The sequence below is a fragment of the Arthrobacter globiformis NBRC 12137 genome (genome assembly GCF_000238915.1).
Lineage (GTDB): Bacteria > Actinomycetota > Actinomycetes > Actinomycetales > Micrococcaceae > Arthrobacter > Arthrobacter globiformis.
Genome location: NZ_BAEG01000047.1, coordinates 109,418 through 124,395, shown reverse-complemented (window position 1 = coordinate 124,395; position 14,978 = coordinate 109,418). Strand labels below are relative to the sequence as shown.

13 protein-coding genes are annotated in these 14,978 nt (G+C 68.4%); 5 read left to right on the top strand and 8 right to left on the bottom strand.

Translation table 11 applies throughout. The features are described 5' to 3' along the window. Positions 1-19 precede the first annotated feature (19 nt). The 3 genes from ARGLB_RS08970 to ARGLB_RS08960 are packed head-to-tail and all read right to left on the bottom strand — an operon-like array spanning position 20 to position 2,371. Positions 20-1,078 (bottom strand): NADH-quinone oxidoreductase subunit B family protein, encoded by a 1,059-nt coding sequence (locus ARGLB_RS08970; RefSeq protein WP_003801345.1) that lies wholly within the window; start codon positions 1,076-1,078, stop codon positions 20-22. A 30-nt stretch (positions 1,079-1,108) separates the two neighbouring features. Further along, a complete protein-coding gene (gene hypB, locus ARGLB_RS08965; protein WP_003801343.1) occupies positions 1,109-2,038 on the bottom strand; it encodes a hydrogenase nickel incorporation protein HypB in 930 nt (309 codons plus the stop codon). A gap of 3 nt (positions 2,039-2,041) precedes the next feature. Beyond that, positions 2,042-2,371: a hydrogenase maturation nickel metallochaperone HypA/HybF gene (locus ARGLB_RS08960; protein ID WP_003801342.1), complete on the bottom strand. Its 330-nt coding sequence runs from the start codon at positions 2,369-2,371 to the stop codon at positions 2,042-2,044. A gap of 172 nt (positions 2,372-2,543) precedes the next feature. On the opposite strand from ARGLB_RS08960, the gene ARGLB_RS08955 reads away from it, so the two are divergent. Further along, the gene (locus tag ARGLB_RS08955) at positions 2,544-2,849 is read left to right on the top strand and encodes a hypothetical protein (protein WP_003801339.1); all 306 of its coding nucleotides are present in this window, start codon (positions 2,544-2,546) and stop codon (positions 2,847-2,849) included. A gap of 31 nt (positions 2,850-2,880) precedes the next feature. Here ARGLB_RS08955 and ARGLB_RS08950 read toward each other — a convergent pair whose 3' ends face one another. Next, positions 2,881-3,510 (bottom strand): DedA family protein, encoded by a 630-nt coding sequence (locus ARGLB_RS08950; protein WP_043418554.1) that lies wholly within the window; start codon positions 3,508-3,510, stop codon positions 2,881-2,883. A gap of 168 nt (positions 3,511-3,678) precedes the next feature. Between ARGLB_RS08950 and ARGLB_RS08945 the strand changes: the two genes are divergently transcribed. Continuing rightward, positions 3,679-4,209: an O-acetyl-ADP-ribose deacetylase gene (locus ARGLB_RS08945; protein WP_003801335.1), complete on the top strand. Its 531-nt coding sequence runs from the start codon at positions 3,679-3,681 to the stop codon at positions 4,207-4,209. Between the two features lie 15 nt (positions 4,210-4,224). Here the strand turns inward: ARGLB_RS08945 and ARGLB_RS08940 are convergent, their stop codons facing one another. Continuing rightward, positions 4,225-5,166 carry an RluA family pseudouridine synthase gene (locus ARGLB_RS08940; protein WP_043418519.1) on the bottom strand — a complete coding sequence of 314 codons (942 nt, stop codon included), beginning with the start codon at positions 5,164-5,166 and terminating at the stop codon, positions 4,225-4,227. A 175-nt stretch (positions 5,167-5,341) separates the two neighbouring features. On the opposite strand from ARGLB_RS08940, the gene ARGLB_RS08935 reads away from it, so the two are divergent. Together ARGLB_RS08935 and ARGLB_RS08930 are read left to right on the top strand one after the other, a co-directional pair. Then, entirely contained in the window at positions 5,342-5,971 is a 630-nt protein-coding gene (locus ARGLB_RS08935) for a helix-turn-helix domain-containing protein (RefSeq protein WP_003801330.1), read from the top strand. Beyond that, positions 5,964-6,656: an SRPBCC family protein gene (locus ARGLB_RS08930; RefSeq protein WP_003801328.1), complete on the top strand. Its 693-nt coding sequence runs from the start codon at positions 5,964-5,966 to the stop codon at positions 6,654-6,656. The genes ARGLB_RS08935 and ARGLB_RS08930 overlap by 8 nt, the downstream gene beginning before the upstream one ends. Before the next feature lie 121 nt (positions 6,657-6,777). Here ARGLB_RS08930 and yczR read toward each other — a convergent pair whose 3' ends face one another. After that, the gene (gene yczR, locus ARGLB_RS08925) at positions 6,778-8,259 is read right to left on the bottom strand and encodes a MocR-like transcription factor YczR (protein WP_003801326.1); all 1,482 of its coding nucleotides are present in this window, start codon (positions 8,257-8,259) and stop codon (positions 6,778-6,780) included. 60 nt (positions 8,260-8,319) lie between these two features. On the opposite strand from yczR, the gene yczE reads away from it, so the two are divergent. Beyond that, positions 8,320-8,979: a membrane protein YczE gene (gene yczE, locus ARGLB_RS08920; protein ID WP_003801324.1), complete on the top strand. Its 660-nt coding sequence runs from the start codon at positions 8,320-8,322 to the stop codon at positions 8,977-8,979. Positions 8,980-9,011: 32 nt separating this feature from the next. Here yczE and ARGLB_RS08915 read toward each other — a convergent pair whose 3' ends face one another. Together ARGLB_RS08915 and ARGLB_RS08910 are read right to left on the bottom strand one after the other, a co-directional pair. Beyond that, positions 9,012-9,926: an Fpg/Nei family DNA glycosylase gene (locus tag ARGLB_RS08915; RefSeq protein WP_003801322.1), complete on the bottom strand. Its 915-nt coding sequence runs from the start codon at positions 9,924-9,926 to the stop codon at positions 9,012-9,014. Further along, a complete protein-coding gene (locus tag ARGLB_RS08910) occupies positions 9,919-14,976 on the bottom strand; it encodes an ATP-dependent helicase (protein WP_003801321.1) in 5,058 nt (1,685 codons plus the stop codon). Before ARGLB_RS08910 ends, ARGLB_RS08915 begins: the two co-directional genes overlap by 8 nt. Positions 14,977-14,978: the final 2 nt, after the last annotated feature.

Below are 14,978 nucleotides of genomic sequence, written 5' to 3'. Positions count from 1 at the left end.
CTGTCTGGAATTGGGTGGACTACCAGGTGCGCCTGGCCCCGGTGAGGAGCTCGGTTCCGGGCCGGCGCCACTTGGGCTCCTGGTCCAGCGTGTGCGTGGTGATGCCCCTCAGCGCCCGGATGGCGGAGCCGTAGGGCCGGATGGTGCTCGTGGAAAACTTTCCGCCGGGAGGTTCATCCATGAAGGGCATGAACTTGTCCGGGAAGCCCGGCATGGTGCAGCCGATGCAGATGCCGCCGACGTTCGGGCAGCCGCCGATGCCGTTCATCCAACCGCGCTTGGGAACGTTGCATTTCACCACTGGACCCCAGCAGCCGAGCTTGACGATGCACTTGGGGGAACCGTACTCGGTGGCGAAGTCACCCTGCTCGTAGTAGCCGGCCCGGTCGCAGCCCTCATGGACCGTCTTGCCGAACAGCCATGTGGGCCGCAGTGCCTCGTCCAGCGGAATCATTGGCGCCTGGCCCGTGGCCTGGTACAGCAGGTAAGTCATGGTTTCGGACAGGTTGTCGGGCTGGATCGGGCATCCGGGCACGCAGACAATGGGAATGCCGGCCTTGGACTTCCAGTCGTAGCCGAGGTAGTCCGGCACGCCCATGGCGCCGGTCGGGTTGCCTGCCATGGCATGGATGCCGCCGTAAGTGGCGCAGGTTCCGGCGGCGATAATGGCGGTGGCCTTGGGTGCGAGACGGTCCAGCCATTCGCTGGTGGTTATGGGCTGGCCGGTCTCGAGGTCGTTGCCGAACCCGCACCAGTAGCCGCCGGGTTCATGGAGTTTCTCGTTGGGGATGGATCCCTCGACCACCAGCACGAACGGTTCCAGTTCGCCCCGGTCCGCCTTGCGGAACCATTCCAGGAAATCGTCGGCCCCTTCCTGCGGACCGCATTCAAAGTCGATCAGTGGCCAGTGCATGGCGATCTTCGGCAGGCCGGGCAGCGCGCCGAGGGCGATTTCCTCGACGCTCGGCTGGGTGGCCGCTGTCAGGGCGACCGAGTCGCCGTCACAACTGAGCCCTGCATTGATCCACAGCACGTGGATGAGGGCTTCTTCGGCCTTAAGGGAAGTTTCCGTAGGCATCGTTGCCTCTTTCAGTGCCCCTTGCGGAGCTCAGTGTGCTTCTGTCAGGGAGCCGGTCAGGGATTCTGACCGGGCTGCCCCGGGGGTGGGCGCCGCCGCTGGGGAGGTGGCGCCGTCGAGCCAGCCGTACCAGTCGGCGAGGCCTTCGCCGGTGGTGGCGGACAGCGTGAGGAATTCGGCCCGCGGATTGATCTGCCGGATGCGTCGCAGGCACTCGTCGACGTCAAAGTCGACGTAGGGGAGCAGGTCCGACTTGTTGACGATCACGAGGTCGGCTGCCATGAACATGTGGGGGTATTTCTGGGGTTTGTCATCACCTTCCGTTACCGAAACGATCACCACCTTGGCTGTTTCACCAAGGTCAAAAAGCGCGGGGCAGACGAGGTTGCCCACATTTTCGATGAAGACCGTGGAGCCCGCCTCCGGGGACAGTGCATCGAGGCCGTGCCGCAGCATCCCGGCGTCGAGATGGCAGCCGGCTCCGGTGTTGATCTGGATGACCGGGCGCCCCGTGGCCCGGATGCGGTCCGCGTCGAGGGACGTCTCCTGGTCCCCCTCGATGACGCCCGCTTTCAGGCGCCCGCCAAGCTCCGCCAGGGTGCGGACCAGCAGGGTGGTCTTGCCGGCACCGGGTGAACTCATGACGTTGAACGCGCGGACCCCCCGGCCCGCAAGCCAGCCGCGGTTCGTGGCGGCCAGCAGGTCATTCTTGGCCAGCAGGTTCTGCTCGAGCAGGATGGTCTCCGTGCCCGGATCCGCATGGTGGTGACCGTCTGCGTGCCCGTGGTGGTGGTCATGGGAGTCGGCGTGGGCGTGCTGGTGGGAGTGCTCATGCGTGTACGTGCGCCCGTGCTCATCGCTATGGCTGTGCAGGTACCCCGGCCCGGGTGTCTGCAGTTCTCCTGCGAGGTTTGAAATGCGGGTCCCGGCCTCGTCGCCGCAACCGCATGTTGTACACATTTCCTACGCCACCTCCACGGACATCAGCATGAGCTCGCGGCCGCTGAGGACTTCGACGTCCGCGCTTCCGCAAGGGCACAGCAGGATGAGATCGCTCAGGGTAAATTCGTCCTGGCAGTTGCGGCACCGTGCCCGGCCCTGCGGTTCCTCGATGCGCAGCCGCGCGCCGGCCAGCGGAGTGCCGGCCGTTGCCACGTCAAAACAAAAGCGCACGGCATCAGCCAGTACGCCGGAGAGGGGACCGATCCGCAGGTTGACCGCCGTGACCGTCCGTTCGCCTGTGCGGTTGAGAACGGCGTCGACAAGGCCCTGCGTGATAGAGAGTTCGTGCATAATCGCGCCCCTTCCTGCCAAGATAGGCTCGCGCCAGACAAAACGCAACCGTCCGAATACCTGTCCTCCGCTCCCCGGCCCGAACGGACAGATAAGGCCTGCGGGGGCCGGATTTTAGGGCGTCAACTGTACGTTCGCGCGGGGTCCTTCGCGCCCGGGCTAGGGTGGGGTGATGCCGTCCTTCCAGACCAGACTCAAGATCACCGGGCTGAAGCCGGGCAACCCTCCCGAAGCCGTGATGGACAACGCTGTCGAGTCGCTGCGGTCCCGGCACCATGTGGAATCGCACCAGCTGGAACTGGCCGGCGGTGTGCCGCAGCTGAACCTGCGGTTCCTCGTGGAGCCAACCGAATACAGCAGTGAGAACAGCGCTGCCCGGGAGTCGGCAGCCGTGATGCGCGACGCCGTCGAACGCGTTGCGCTGACCGGCACGCTTTCGGTGCTCCGCCGCAGCCGGGGCCGCTGGGCGCCCGTCTAGGGTTTGGGGCCAGGGCTCAGCGGGGCGGGCCTTAATTGCCTGTGCCGGGCGCCTCGCCTGGTTCGTCCACGGGCGAGCGATCGCCGCGCCGGCGCGTCACGATCAGACCCACGACGGCGCCGATCACGAGGCCAACGGCGACTCCGATCAGCGAACTCGCCCAGAAGGGCAGCCGCGTGGCGGAGCCCGTGAAGTAGCCCAGGCCCACGAGCCACGTAGCCCACAGGACACCCCCCAGCCCGGCACACAGGTTGAAGCCCGGAGTGGAGACGTCGGCGATGCCTGCGGCGGCGGACGTGGCGAGCCGGCCTCCGGGGATGAACCGCGCCCCGATGATGGTCCCGTAGGTGGAGGAACGGCCCGCCTTGGCGATGGCCTCGTGGATGCCGTGGTGGATTTTCCGGCCCCATGTCCAGCGGTCCAGAATATGGCTCAGCCGCCGCTTGAACAGCTGGAACACCACCACGTCGCCCAGCCATGATGCGGCCGCGGACAGGATGCCGACCAGAAACAGGTTGGCCCGCCCCTCGGCGGACAGCGCACCGCCCGTGATCAGGACCATCTCGGACGGGATGGGCGGAAAAATGGCATCGCCGAGGACAGCAGGAATGATCCAGAAATAGATGGCCGTGCTCCAGGTGTCCGGATTACCGAAGTCCATCTGCACAAGGTACCGCACCTCCAAAAGGGGCGCGCCGGGAAACCTCCGTGCCGGACCGAGCCGTTCGCCGGACCGAGCCGTTCGCCGGCCAAGCCCCTTCCGCCCGCCCGGCGCCTTGTACCGGCCGAACGTCTACGCCTGGCCGTATGGGAGTGCCACACTGGCTGCATGCGGATAGAGATCGTTGAGGGTGACATCACGGGGCGGACGGTGGACGCGGTGGTGAATGCGGCCAATTCCTCATTGCTGGGCGGCGGTGGCGTGGACGGCGCGATCCACCGTGCGGCGGGGCCGGAACTGCTGGAGGCCTGCCGCGAGCTGAGGGCAACGACACTCCGGGACGGCCTGCCTGTTGGCGCTGCGGTGGCGACCCCCGGCTACGGGCTGCAGGCTCAATGGGTCATTCACACCGTCGGTCCCAACCGCCACGCGGGGCAGACCAATCCGGCGCTGCTCGCGTCCTGCTTCACCGAGAGCCTGCGGATTGCCGAGGGCCTGGGGGTCCGTTCGCTGGCCTTTCCTGCTGTGAGCGCGGGGGTCTATGGCTGGGACGCCCGCCAAGTGGCGCAGGTGGCCTTTGACGCCGTCCGGTCCTATGCCGCCCGCTCTCCCGAAGGCGGGGTGGAGCTGGTGGAGTTCGTGCTCTTCAGTCCGGAAACGGTGGCGGTCTTCCGGAGTGTCCTTGAAAGTGGTTTCTAGCGAACCCTGCTCCGGTTAGCGGACTTCGCTCAGCTGGAGGCGGCTGCGGTACTCGACGGGTTTCTTCGTGATGGGGTCCACGAACCTGATGCCGCGTGCCAGCAACTGGAGCGGCCTGGTGTAATCGTCGGGCGCCTTGTCCAGCAGTTCCGGGTAGAACGAATCGTGCAGGATGCCCAGGCCCAGCGAGGCCATGTGCACTCTGAGCTGGTGGGTTTTACCGGAATGCGGTTCGAGCCGGTAGAGGCCCAGGCGACCCGGGGCACCTGCCGGAGTTCCGGCGTCGAACGTCCGCAGCAGGTCGATGCGGGTCTCCGCATTCGGCTCGCCGTCGATGACCTCCGCCAGAAGATAGCTGCGGGATTTCGTCATCCGGTTGCGGACCACCACCGGAAATTCGACGGCGGGATGCCCGGCAGCCGGTTCGGCGGCGGACACACACTCGTATTCCTTCTGGACCTGGCGCTTCTCGAACAGCACCTGGTACTTTCCCCGCGTCTCGGGGTTGGTCGAGAGCAGGAGGATGCCCGCGGTCATCCGGTCCAGGCGGTGCATGGGAATCAGATCCGGCAGGTCCAGCTGATTCCGGAGCCGGACCAGCGCCGACTCCTGGATATACGTTCCACCGGGCGTGGTGGGGAGGAAGTGCGGCTTGTCCACCACCAGGATGTGTTCGTCCTGGTGCAGGATGTTCAGCTCCACGGGCAGCCGGGTTTCCGGCGGGAGCGTGCGGTAGTACCAGATGAAGGTATGGTCCTCGAGCCTGGTGCCGCGGTGCAGGGGGATGCCACCCTCGCCCACGATCTCGCCGGCGTCGAACCGGTCCTCGATGCCCTGGGGGTCGATGTGGCCCCAACGGTGCATCATGTAGTCCATTGCGGTGTCCCAGGGGCCCTCGTCCGGGAGGCGCAGGCGGGTCGCGTTCACGCCGTCGCGCACGGGAAGGGGGGATTGCATCACCGGTCCATTCTACTTTGCGCCGCGTCCCCGCCGTCGAAATCGCCGGAAACCTCCCAGTTCGCCGGAACCTTCCGGCGAACTGGCACGGTTCCGGCGAACTCGCCACCGCGGCAAGCAACCGACGGTAAAAAAGTTCTTGACAAATAAAACTGTCGGTAGTGACACTTGAACCATGTTGGACATCGAAGTGATCGAGGACCCGGCGGCGGCGGAGGCCTCGCTGGATCCGATCCGGACCCGCATCCTCCAGGAGCTGGCGGAGCCCGGGTCGGCCACGCAGCTCGCAGCGAAAGTGGGGCTGCCCCGGCAGAAGGTGAACTACCACCTCAAGGCGCTGGAGCGGCACGGCCTCGTCGAGCTGGTGGAGGAGCGCCGCAAGGGCAACGTGACCGAACGCGTGCTGCGGGCCACGGCGGCGTCCTACCTCATTTCCCCGGTGGCGCTGCAGTCCGTGGCGCCGGACCCGCGCCGTTTTGCGGACCGATTCTCCGCCTTCTGGCTGCTGGCGCTCGCCGGCCGCATGGTCCAGGAAATGGGCAAGCTCATCGCCGGTGCCGCCGCCGCACGGCAGAAACTCGCCACGTTCGCGATCGACGGCGAGATCACCTTCCGCACCGCCGCCGACCGGGCAGCCTTCGCCGAAGACCTCGGGGTGGCGGTCACGCGGCTTGTTGACCAGTACCACCACGGCGGTGCCGGAGGAAGGAAGCACCGGCTCGTCGTCGCGCTTCACCCCGCACTCAAGCCGGATGCACAAGACTCAACCAAAACCATCCCAGCCAAGGAGCAGGACAATGACTGACGACAGGAAATTCGAGATTGTTTTTGACACCGAGCTGCCCGGCACCCCGGAGCGGGTCTGGGAGGCCGTAACCAGGGGCACCCCGGGCTGGATGTTCCCCACGGACCAGTGGCCGGATGTGAAGACCGTGGAGGAATATCCGCAGCATCTGGTGTCGCGCATGGATGGTCCGGATGGCTGGTTCAACCAGCTCGAGCATGTACTGGAGCCAGTCGACGGCGGCCGGGCCAGGCTCCACTATGTCCATAGCGGCATCTTCGCGGACAACTGGGACCAGCAGTACGACGGTGCCAGCAAGCATACGGAGTTCTACCTGCACACCCTGGGCCAGTACCTGAAGCACTTCGACGGCCAGCCCGTGGTTTTCACGGACATCCAGGGACCCGCGGAATCACAGGTGCCTGATGGTTTCGTGCGGCTCAAGAAGGCGCTCGGCGTGGACAATGCGTCGCAGGGCGAGAGCTTTGATGTGGAGGTCGACGGCGTCGGCCGGCTGAGCGGGCAGGTGGACTTCTCCAACGAGAACTTCCTGGGCCTGCGGACCGCGGACACCATGTACCGGTTCTTTGGCCGCAACGCGTTCGGCGCACCCGTGGGCATGACCGTCCACGACTTCAGCGGCAGCGGGGATTCCGCGGCGACTGCCAGCGCCTGGGGTGCGTTCCTCCACAAGGTCTACGCGTAGGCTGCCCGGCGACCCGCAATCTGCCTGGCGACGCGCATATTGCCTCAGGACACTCGGATTCAAGGGTCGCCAGGCAATGTGCGCGTCGTGGGGGCAGATGCGCGTCGTGGAACCGCCGGCATCAGGCGATGGCGGCAACGGGGGAGTCCCTGAGTGTCCGGCGCAGCTGCGGTGCCGCCTCCAGCCGGTCCTGGGCGGCCCGGAGTGCGAGGACAGCCGTCTCCAGCTGGTCCGGCGGCAGCGTGAACGGAATGCGAAGAAAGTTCTCAAACACCCCACCCACCCCGAAGCGCGGGCCGGCAGCTAGCCGGATGCCGAGCTCCGGGGCGATCACGGTCAGTGCCGTGCTCCCCGGGTACGGAAGCCGGCACCAGACGGCCAGGCCGCCGTCGGGCCGTTCCGCCTCCCACCGCGGCAGGTGAACCTTGAGCAGCTCCAGCAGCGCGGCGCGGTTCTCCCGGAGCGCGGACAGGCGTGCGGGCAGGGGATCGGCCAGGCTGCGCACCAGATGGGCTGCCGCCAGCTGCTCCACCACCGGGCCGCCAAGGTCCATCGTGGTGCGGACGGCCGCGAACCGCTGAATCAGGCTCTCCGAGGCGCGGATCCAGCCCGTGCGCATGCCCGCCCAGTGGGACTTGCTCAGCGATCCGATGGACACCACGGCCGGACTGAAGGAAGCCAGCGGAGCCGTTGTGCCGCCGTCGAGGTTCAGCTCACGGAGCGTCTCATCCACCACCACGACCGTGCCCGACACCGCGGCCGCGCGGACCAGTCGGCGGCGCTGCGCGTCAGGCATCAGCCGGCCGGTGGGGTTATGGAAATCGGGAACGGTGTAGGCCATGCGGGGACGGTGCTGCATCAGGGCGGATTCGGTCGCGTCGAGATCCCAGCCCCGCTCCGACGCCGGGGGAAGCGGGACCGGTACGACGCGGCAGCCGGTGGCACGGATGGCGTCGAGCGCGTTCGGATAGGTCGGCTGCTCCACGAGGACCTTGTCCTGCTTGCCGACCAAGGCCCGCAGCACGATGTTGAGGGCATGCTGCGCGCCGGACGTCACGAGGATCTGCCCGGCTGTCGTCGGCACACCGGCGTCGGAATAGTGGCCGGCTATTGCTTCCCTAAGGCCCGGCACGCCCAAGGCATCGTAGCCAAAGCCGGGCAGCAGGGCGGGCAGCTCGGTGAGCGCGGCGGCGAACGCCTGGTGGACCGCTTCGCCGCTGGCCGGGAGCGACGCGTACGCGAGGTCGATGACGCCGTCGGGAACCGCCAGGCCCGGCGCCCCCGACAGTCCAGCCCCGGAATCCCGTCCCTTTTCTCCGGCATACGCCGTCCGCGGCAGGCACGTGCGGCCGCGCGTGCCCTGGCCGCTGCTCAGAAACCCCTGCTCGCGCAGGCTGGAATAGGCCGCCGTCACCGTGGTGCGGCTGACCGCGAGGGTTGCGGACAGCGTCCGTTCGCTGGGCAGCGCGGTCCCCAGCGGGATGCGCCCGTCCAGAACCAAAAGGCGGACGACGTCGGCCAGTTCGCGGTAGGCGGGAGCGTTGCCGTGGTGCCATTGGCCCAGGAGGCGCGCGAGGGCGGTGGGGGTAAGTGATCCGGACATGAGGCCAGTATTTCAAACTGGCCATGGAAAACAAGGCCAGTTCTGCTTCAGGATGGTTCAATGATGACTCGCAGACTTATACAGCTCTTCACCGGCCTCGCCATGTACGGTATTTCGCTGGCCCTGTTCATCCGGGCCGGGCTCGGTCTGGACCCCTGGGACGTGTTCCATCAGGGCGTTGCCGGCAGGACAGGCCTGAGTATCGGCGTGGTGGTCATTATTGTCAGCTTTCTGGTGCTCCTGCTGTGGATTCCGCTGCGGCAGCGGCCGGGCTTCGGCACGCTCTGCAATGCCATCCTGGTGGGCGTCTTTGCCGACGTCGGGCTCGCCCTGATCCCCGCGTTTTCCCACCTCGGGGGCCAGATCGCGCTGCTGGCCGGTGCGGTGCTGCTCAACGGCATCGCCTCAGCGTGCTACATCGGTGCCCGCTTCGGCCCCGGTGCCCGTGACGGGCTCATGACGGGCCTGGCCAGGCGCACCGGCTGGTCCGTGCGCCTGTCCCGCACGCTGATCGAGGTGGTGGTGCTCGCCGCGGGCTGGCTGCTGGGCGGCTCGGTCGGCGTGGGAACCGTGGTTTATGCCCTGGCGATCGGTCCGCTGGTCCAGCTCCTGCTGCCGTACTTCCTGGTTCCGGCCGCCCGTGGAGGCGCCGGCAGTCCTGTCAATGCAAAGTCCGGGGACCGCGAGGACCGGTCAGCGGCACCGGCGACAGCGTCCTGACACAGTTCGTTCTGCGGGCGGGTCCGTGGCCGTCAGGCTTCGGGGCCGCCCAGCAGGGGCTGGCATGTCGGACAAAAGTAGATGTCGCGTTCTTCCGTGACGGCCGCACCACTGCCGGGGCTGCCCGCCGCTGCGTTTCCCACAGCACTTTTTCCCAGAGCACTTTTGCCTGGCACGGTCTTGCCCAGCACGGCGCGGCGGATGGGGGTCCGGCAGCGCAGGCACGGCTGGTGCTCGCGCCGGTACACCCAGTAGCCGGGCCGCCCGGCCGAGCGGCCCACCGGAGTTCCACGGGCGTTGAGCAGCGTGGTCCGGCGGCCCGGTCCGAGGTTCGCCTCAAGGAGCTGCTTGGCGTCGGCAAACATGGCGGGCCAGTCGCGCACCGCGGCAACGGGCGACGCCGGATGGATCCCGGCCAGGAAGCACACCTCGCAGCGGTAGATGTTCCCGATGCCCGCGAGGTTGCTCTGGTCCAGGAGGGCCACACCGACCGGCACGTCGGGCTTCGCCGCCACGCGGCGCTCGGCCTCGGCCGGGTCCCAGTCCGGTCCCAGTAAGTCGGGCCCCAGGAACCCCACTGCCTTGTCCTCTTCGCTGGTCTTGATCACCTCAAGCAGGCCAAGGGAAAACCCGACGGCGTCGGCAACGGCCGTGCGGAGCACGCACCGGGCCGTGAATCCCGGCTTCCGCCACCTGCCTCCCGGCGGGTAGACCTGCCAGCTGCCCTCCATTTTCAGGTGCGAGTGGATGGTCAGCCGCTCGTGGGCCGGGCCGGCGAGCCGCATCAGCAGGTGCTTGCCGCGGGGGACCACCTCCTCCATGGTCCAGCCGGCCAGGTTCAGTGTGGCGAAGCGGGGCACGCGGAAATCCGATGCGAGGAGTTTCTGGCCGGCGAGGGCGGTATGCAGCTGGTTGGCGGCGCGCCAGACCGAATCACCTTCAGGCACGGATCCTCAGCCCTTTCGGTGTGGAGTAGGCGCCGGCTGCAGTCAGCGCCGATGCCGCAGGGGTGTCGAGGATGCCGTGGCCGTTGACCTTTTCCATGATGAGCTTGTCCACTGCCCCGCGCTTCACCACGTCCACGAGGGCTCCGGCGGCGGCGGCAAGGACGGAGTGGTCTTCCGTGAAAACCAGCAGCGTCTTGCCGCCGCGTTCGACGTACAGCACCAGCGCGCCGTCGACCAGCACCACCAGCGCACCGGCCTTCCGCCCCGGGCGGTGCCCGCTGCCGGCTTCGACATTGCCGGCGGGCCACGGCAGGGCTGCGCCGTAGGGGTTGGCCGGATCTGTTGCCGCCAGGGCCAGCGCCACGGGTTCCGGCTTGGCCAGCTGGGCGTCCTCGGTGTACGTGCGCAGCCGGTCGACGGTAGCGGGCACGGCGAACTGCGCAGCACCGAGATGCTCGATGAAGTACCCCCGCCGGCACCGTCCGGCTTCCTCCAGACGGGCCAGGACCTTGTACATGAGCCCGAAGCCGCCCAGGATGTTCTCTGCCATGACGGATCCGCGGGTGACCACCCCGTATCTGTCGAGCAGAAGCTCCGCCGTGGCGCGGGCATGGATGGTGGGATCGAGCTCGGGCGTGGGCAGCGCGGACCAGCGCCCGGCCGCGAGGGGCGGGGTGGGGACAGCGCCGCTGACGGACCCGTAACGTCCGCCGGACAGTCCCGGCGAGCCGAGCAGGCCCGTGCCGTGCGAGCGTCCCAGCCGGCTGAGGCGCGGCGCCCTGGCGCGCGGCGCGCGAGCGACCTGCCGGTGGGCCGTGTGCCCGCCGGCGATCAGGGACCGGACCGGGGCGAACGTGTCACCGGTGACCCGGCCTGCCCAGGCCAGATCCCAGATGGCGGACACGACGTCCTGGTCGCCCAGCACCGCGTCCATGCCGCCGGCAATGTCCGTCAGCTGCCGGAAAAAGTAACCCCCGCCGTTGGCCTGCAGGTGGTCCAGCAGCCGACGCTGGGCGTCACCCGGTTCAAAGTCAGGGGCCGGGTTCAGCGTCAGTTCCACCGAATCTGCCAGGTGCAGGCTGATCCAGCCGTCGTTGCCCGGAAGCGCACCGGCACCTGACCAAAGAACCTCCCCGGCGGCCATCAGTTCATCCAGCATGGCGGGCTGGTAATTGGACACCCGGCTGGCGAGCACCAGCGGTTCCCAGGCCGACGCCGGTATGGGCACGCCGGAGAGCTGGTCCACGGCGGTGATGATGCCGTCGAGTCCGCGCAGCGCCGGCTGTCCCCGTCCCGCGCCCGGCGTGCGGACATGTTGCCAGGCCGGCAGGAACCGGCCGTAGGCGGTAATGTCCACGGGTTCCACCTCTGCCCGCAGCGCGGCGAGCGAGCGACGGCGGAGCTTGCGGAGGACTTCGGCGTCGCACCATTCGCTGCCGGCCAGGGCCACGGCGGCCGAGGCGGCGGCCGACGCAGCCGCCGCTTCGGCGACGGGGTCAAGTCCGGAACCGGGGTCAGACAGCGCGGCTGCCGGGCTTTCGCCGGCAGCGGAGCCGGCGTCAGCGGGCTCGGCGTGGGGCCGGAATTCGCCTTCCACCACGCGGCCGTCCGCCGCGAGCCGCTTCAGGGCAGTTCCGACGACGGCCGCACCCAGTCCCAGCCTGGCTGCGGCTTCGGTGGCGGTGAACGGGCCATGGGTGCGGGCATAGCGCGAGACGAGGTCGCCCAGCGGGTCCGCCACCGGCTCGATGAAGGCGAGGGGAACGCCCATGGGCAGCGGGACGCCGATGGCGTCGCGCAGCCTGGCGGCGTCTTCCACCGCGGCGAAGCGTTCGACGCCGGAGAGTGTCACCTTGATGGCCCGGTTCGCCCGCTGCAGGGCGGCGAGGTGGGCGGCAGCTTCGGCCGTCGTTGCCTGGGACGGCGGGGTCTCGACGGGCTCAACCGGCGGGGTATCCGCTGGCGGGGCAAGCCTGGCGGCGACTTCCCCGGGGTCCAGTGGCCCGAGCAGCCGGAGGAGATCGGCCACACCCTCCATGCCCCGGACTTTCCGGTCGGGGGCAAGGCGCTGAAGCTCGCGTTCGGTGGCGTCGATGACCCTGGCGTCCAGAAGCTCGCGCAGTTCCACGCGGCCCAGGAGTTCGTTGAGCAGCGTGGAGTCCAGGGCCAGCGCGGCCGCCCGGCGTTCGGCGAGCGGGGAATCGCCCTCATAGAGGAACTGCGCCACATAGCCGAAAAGCAGGGACTTGGCGAACGGGGACGGCTGCTGGGTGGTGGTCTGGACAATCCGGAGTTCGCGCCGCTCAACCGAGGCGGCGATATCCTTCAGGGCCGGCAGATCGTACACATCCTGGAGGCACTCGCGGACGGTTTCCAGCACGATCGGAAATGCCGGGTACTTCCGCGCGACGTCCAGCAGCTGGGCGGACCGCTGCCGCTGCTGCCACAGCGGCTGCCGCTTGCCGGGGGTCTGCCGGGGCAGCAGCAGGGCACGCGCCGCGCACTCGCGGAAGCGGGAGGCGAACAGGGCACTGCCACCCACCTCGGCGGTGACAATCTGTTCCAGTTCCTCGGGGTCGAACAGGAAGAGCTCGGCTCCGGGAGGTTCGTCCTCCATCATCGGCACGCGGAGCACGATGCCGTCGTCGGCGGCCATGGCCGATCCGTCCAGGCCGTAGCGCTGGTTCAGCCGCTGGCCCACGGCGAGGGCCCACGGCGCATGGACCGGCATGCCGAACGGGCTGTGCAGGATGACCCGCCAGTCGCCGAGTTCGTCGTGGAAGCGTTCCACTACGAGCGTCGTGTCGCTGGGGACCACCTCTGTGGCCAGCTTCTGTTCGGACAGGTACTGCAGCAGATTGTTTGCGGCGAAGTCGTCAAGGCCGCTGGCCTTGCAGCGCTCGGTGGCAGGGCCGACGTCGGACGCCGACAGTTCACGGACGAACGCGCCGAGGGCGCGGCCCAGGTCAACGGGGCGTCCCAGCGAATCGCCCTTCCAGAACGGCAGCTTGCCGGGCTGGCCGAAGGCGGGGGACACCAGGACGCGGTCATGGGTGATGTCTTCGATCTTCCAGCTGGTGGCGCCCAGCGCGAAGATGTCTCCGACGCGGGATTCGTAGACCATCTCCTCGTCCAGCTCGCCGACCCGCCGGCCTCCCTTGGCCGGGGCCGTGCCGGACCCCTTGCCGTCACCCGCTGCGGCCGGGGAAGCCGATCCCTCGGTCTCCGTGCCGATGATGTAGACGCCGAACAGCCCGCGGTCCGGGATGGTGCCGCCGGACGTGACGGCCAGCCGCTGGGAGCCGGGCCTGCCCTCGATGGTCCCGGCGTTGCGGTCCCAGACGATCCGGGGCCGGAGTTCGGCGAATTCATCCGAGGGGTAGCGCCCGGCCAACAGGTCCAGTGTGGCCTCGTAGGCGGACCGGGGAAGTGTGGCGAACGGGGCTGAGCGGCGGACGGTGGAGAACCATTCCTCCACGTCGATGCTGCCGAGCGCGGTGGCCGCGACGGTCTGCTGGGCCAGGATGTCCAGTGGGTTGGCCGGGACGCTGAGCCGTTCGATCTTGCCCTCCAGCATGCGCTCAACGGTGATGGCGGTGTGCACCAGGTCGGCCCGGTGCTTGGGGAACAGGTAGCCCTGGGAAATCTCGCCCACCTGGTGCCCGGCGCGGCCCACCCGCTGCAGGCCGCTGGCAACGGAGGGCGGGGACTCGACCTGCACCACGAGGTCCACGGCACCCATGTCGATGCCGAGTTCCAGCGAGGACGTGGCCACCACGCAGCGCAGCCGGCCGGACTTGAGGTCGTCCTCGATGAGGGCCCGCTGGTCCTTGGATACTGAGCCGTGGTGGGCCCGTGCCAGCAACGGTTCAGCCCCTGCGGTGCTTCCGGCCTGCGCCATCATGTGCGCAGGTGTGCCGGTGGACGTGGGCACGCCTCCGGGCGCCGGCGGAGCAGGGTCATCCCAGCCTCCGCCAACTGCCAGGAGCTGGCGTTCCGCGTGGATTTCGTTGAGCCGGGCCGTGAGGCGTTCGGCCAGCCGCCGCGAGTTGGCGAAGACGATGGTGGACTGGTTGGCCAGCACCAGGTCCACGATCTTTTCCTCCACATGGGGCCAGATGGAGGCCTGCGGCTGCAGTCCCGACGCCGGCCCGGAATCGAAAGCCCCGGCGGCGCCCTGAAGGTCTGACATGTCCTCCACAGGTACAGACACCGTGAGGTCCCAGTTCTTCCGCGAGGGAGGGGCCACAATCTCCACCGGGGCGGAGCCGGCCAGGAACTGAGCCACGAGTTCCCGCGGTTCAACAGTGGCCGAGAGCCCGATCCGTTGGGCGGGCGCGGGCAACAAAGCATCAAGGCGCTCGAGCGAGACGGCGAGATGTGCCCCGCGCTTGGTGCCGGCAACGGCGTGGACCTCGTCCACGATGACGGTGTCCACCTCGCTGAGCGTTTCCCGAGCCCTGGAGGTGAGCATCAGGAAGAGGGACTCGGGGGTGGTGATCAGGATGTCCGGCGGATTGCTGAGCAGGGCACGGCGGTCCGAGGCGGGGGTGTCGCCGGACCGGACTCCGACCGTGATCAGGGGAGCCGGCAGGTCCAGCCGCTTCGCGGTCTGGGTGATGCCGATGAGGGGAGAACGGAGGTTGCGTTCGACGTCGACGCCAAGCGCCTTGAGCGGGGAGATGTACAGTACGCGGGTTTTCCGCTTGGGCTTCCGTGCCCGGGACTGTTTGGGCTTGGCACCGGCAGGAGGCTCTTCGAGACCTGGCAGCACCTCAGCATCGGGCAAAGCAGCATCGGGTGCGGCCGACCCGGACACCAGGAGCCGGTCCAGAGCCCAAAGGAACGCGGCCAGGGTCTTGCCTGAGCCGGTGGGCGCCACCACGAGGGCGTGTGAACCGGATGAAATCGCGTTCCAGGCCCCCTGCTGGGCGGGGGTGGGCTCGGAGAAGGCACCGAGGAACCACTCCCTGGTGGGTCGGCTGAACTGGCCCATCGAGTCCCCGGTGGACGTGCCGGTGGAGGTACCGGCGGGCTCCTGCGACTGCATGC

Excerpts from the sequence above, each read along its gene's own strand:
- ARGLB_RS08970 (WP_003801345.1), bottom strand. The coding sequence starts at position 1,078 with ATGCCTACGGAAACTTCCCTTAAGGCCGAAGAAGCCCTCATCCACGTG.
- hypB (WP_003801343.1), bottom strand. The coding sequence starts at position 2,038 with ATGTGTACAACATGCGGTTGCGGCGACGAGGCCGGGACCCGCATTTCA.
- ARGLB_RS08960 (WP_003801342.1), bottom strand. The coding sequence starts at position 2,371 with ATGCACGAACTCTCTATCACGCAGGGCCTTGTCGACGCCGTTCTCAAC.
- ARGLB_RS08955 (WP_003801339.1), top strand. The coding sequence starts at position 2,544 with ATGCCGTCCTTCCAGACCAGACTCAAGATCACCGGGCTGAAGCCGGGC.
- ARGLB_RS08950 (WP_043418554.1), bottom strand. The coding sequence starts at position 3,510 with ATGGACTTCGGTAATCCGGACACCTGGAGCACGGCCATCTATTTCTGG.
- ARGLB_RS08945 (WP_003801335.1), top strand. The coding sequence starts at position 3,679 with ATGCGGATAGAGATCGTTGAGGGTGACATCACGGGGCGGACGGTGGAC.
- ARGLB_RS08940 (WP_043418519.1), bottom strand. The coding sequence starts at position 5,166 with ATGCAATCCCCCCTTCCCGTGCGCGACGGCGTGAACGCGACCCGCCTG.
- ARGLB_RS08935 (WP_003801330.1), top strand. The coding sequence starts at position 5,342 with ATGTTGGACATCGAAGTGATCGAGGACCCGGCGGCGGCGGAGGCCTCG.
- ARGLB_RS08930 (WP_003801328.1), top strand. The coding sequence starts at position 5,964 with ATGACTGACGACAGGAAATTCGAGATTGTTTTTGACACCGAGCTGCCC.
- yczR (WP_003801326.1), bottom strand. The coding sequence starts at position 8,259 with ATGTCCGGATCACTTACCCCCACCGCCCTCGCGCGCCTCCTGGGCCAA.
- yczE (WP_003801324.1), top strand. The coding sequence starts at position 8,320 with ATGATGACTCGCAGACTTATACAGCTCTTCACCGGCCTCGCCATGTAC.
- ARGLB_RS08910 (WP_003801321.1), bottom strand. The coding sequence starts at position 14,976 with ATGCAGTCGCAGGAGCCCGCCGGTACCTCCACCGGCACGTCCACCGGG.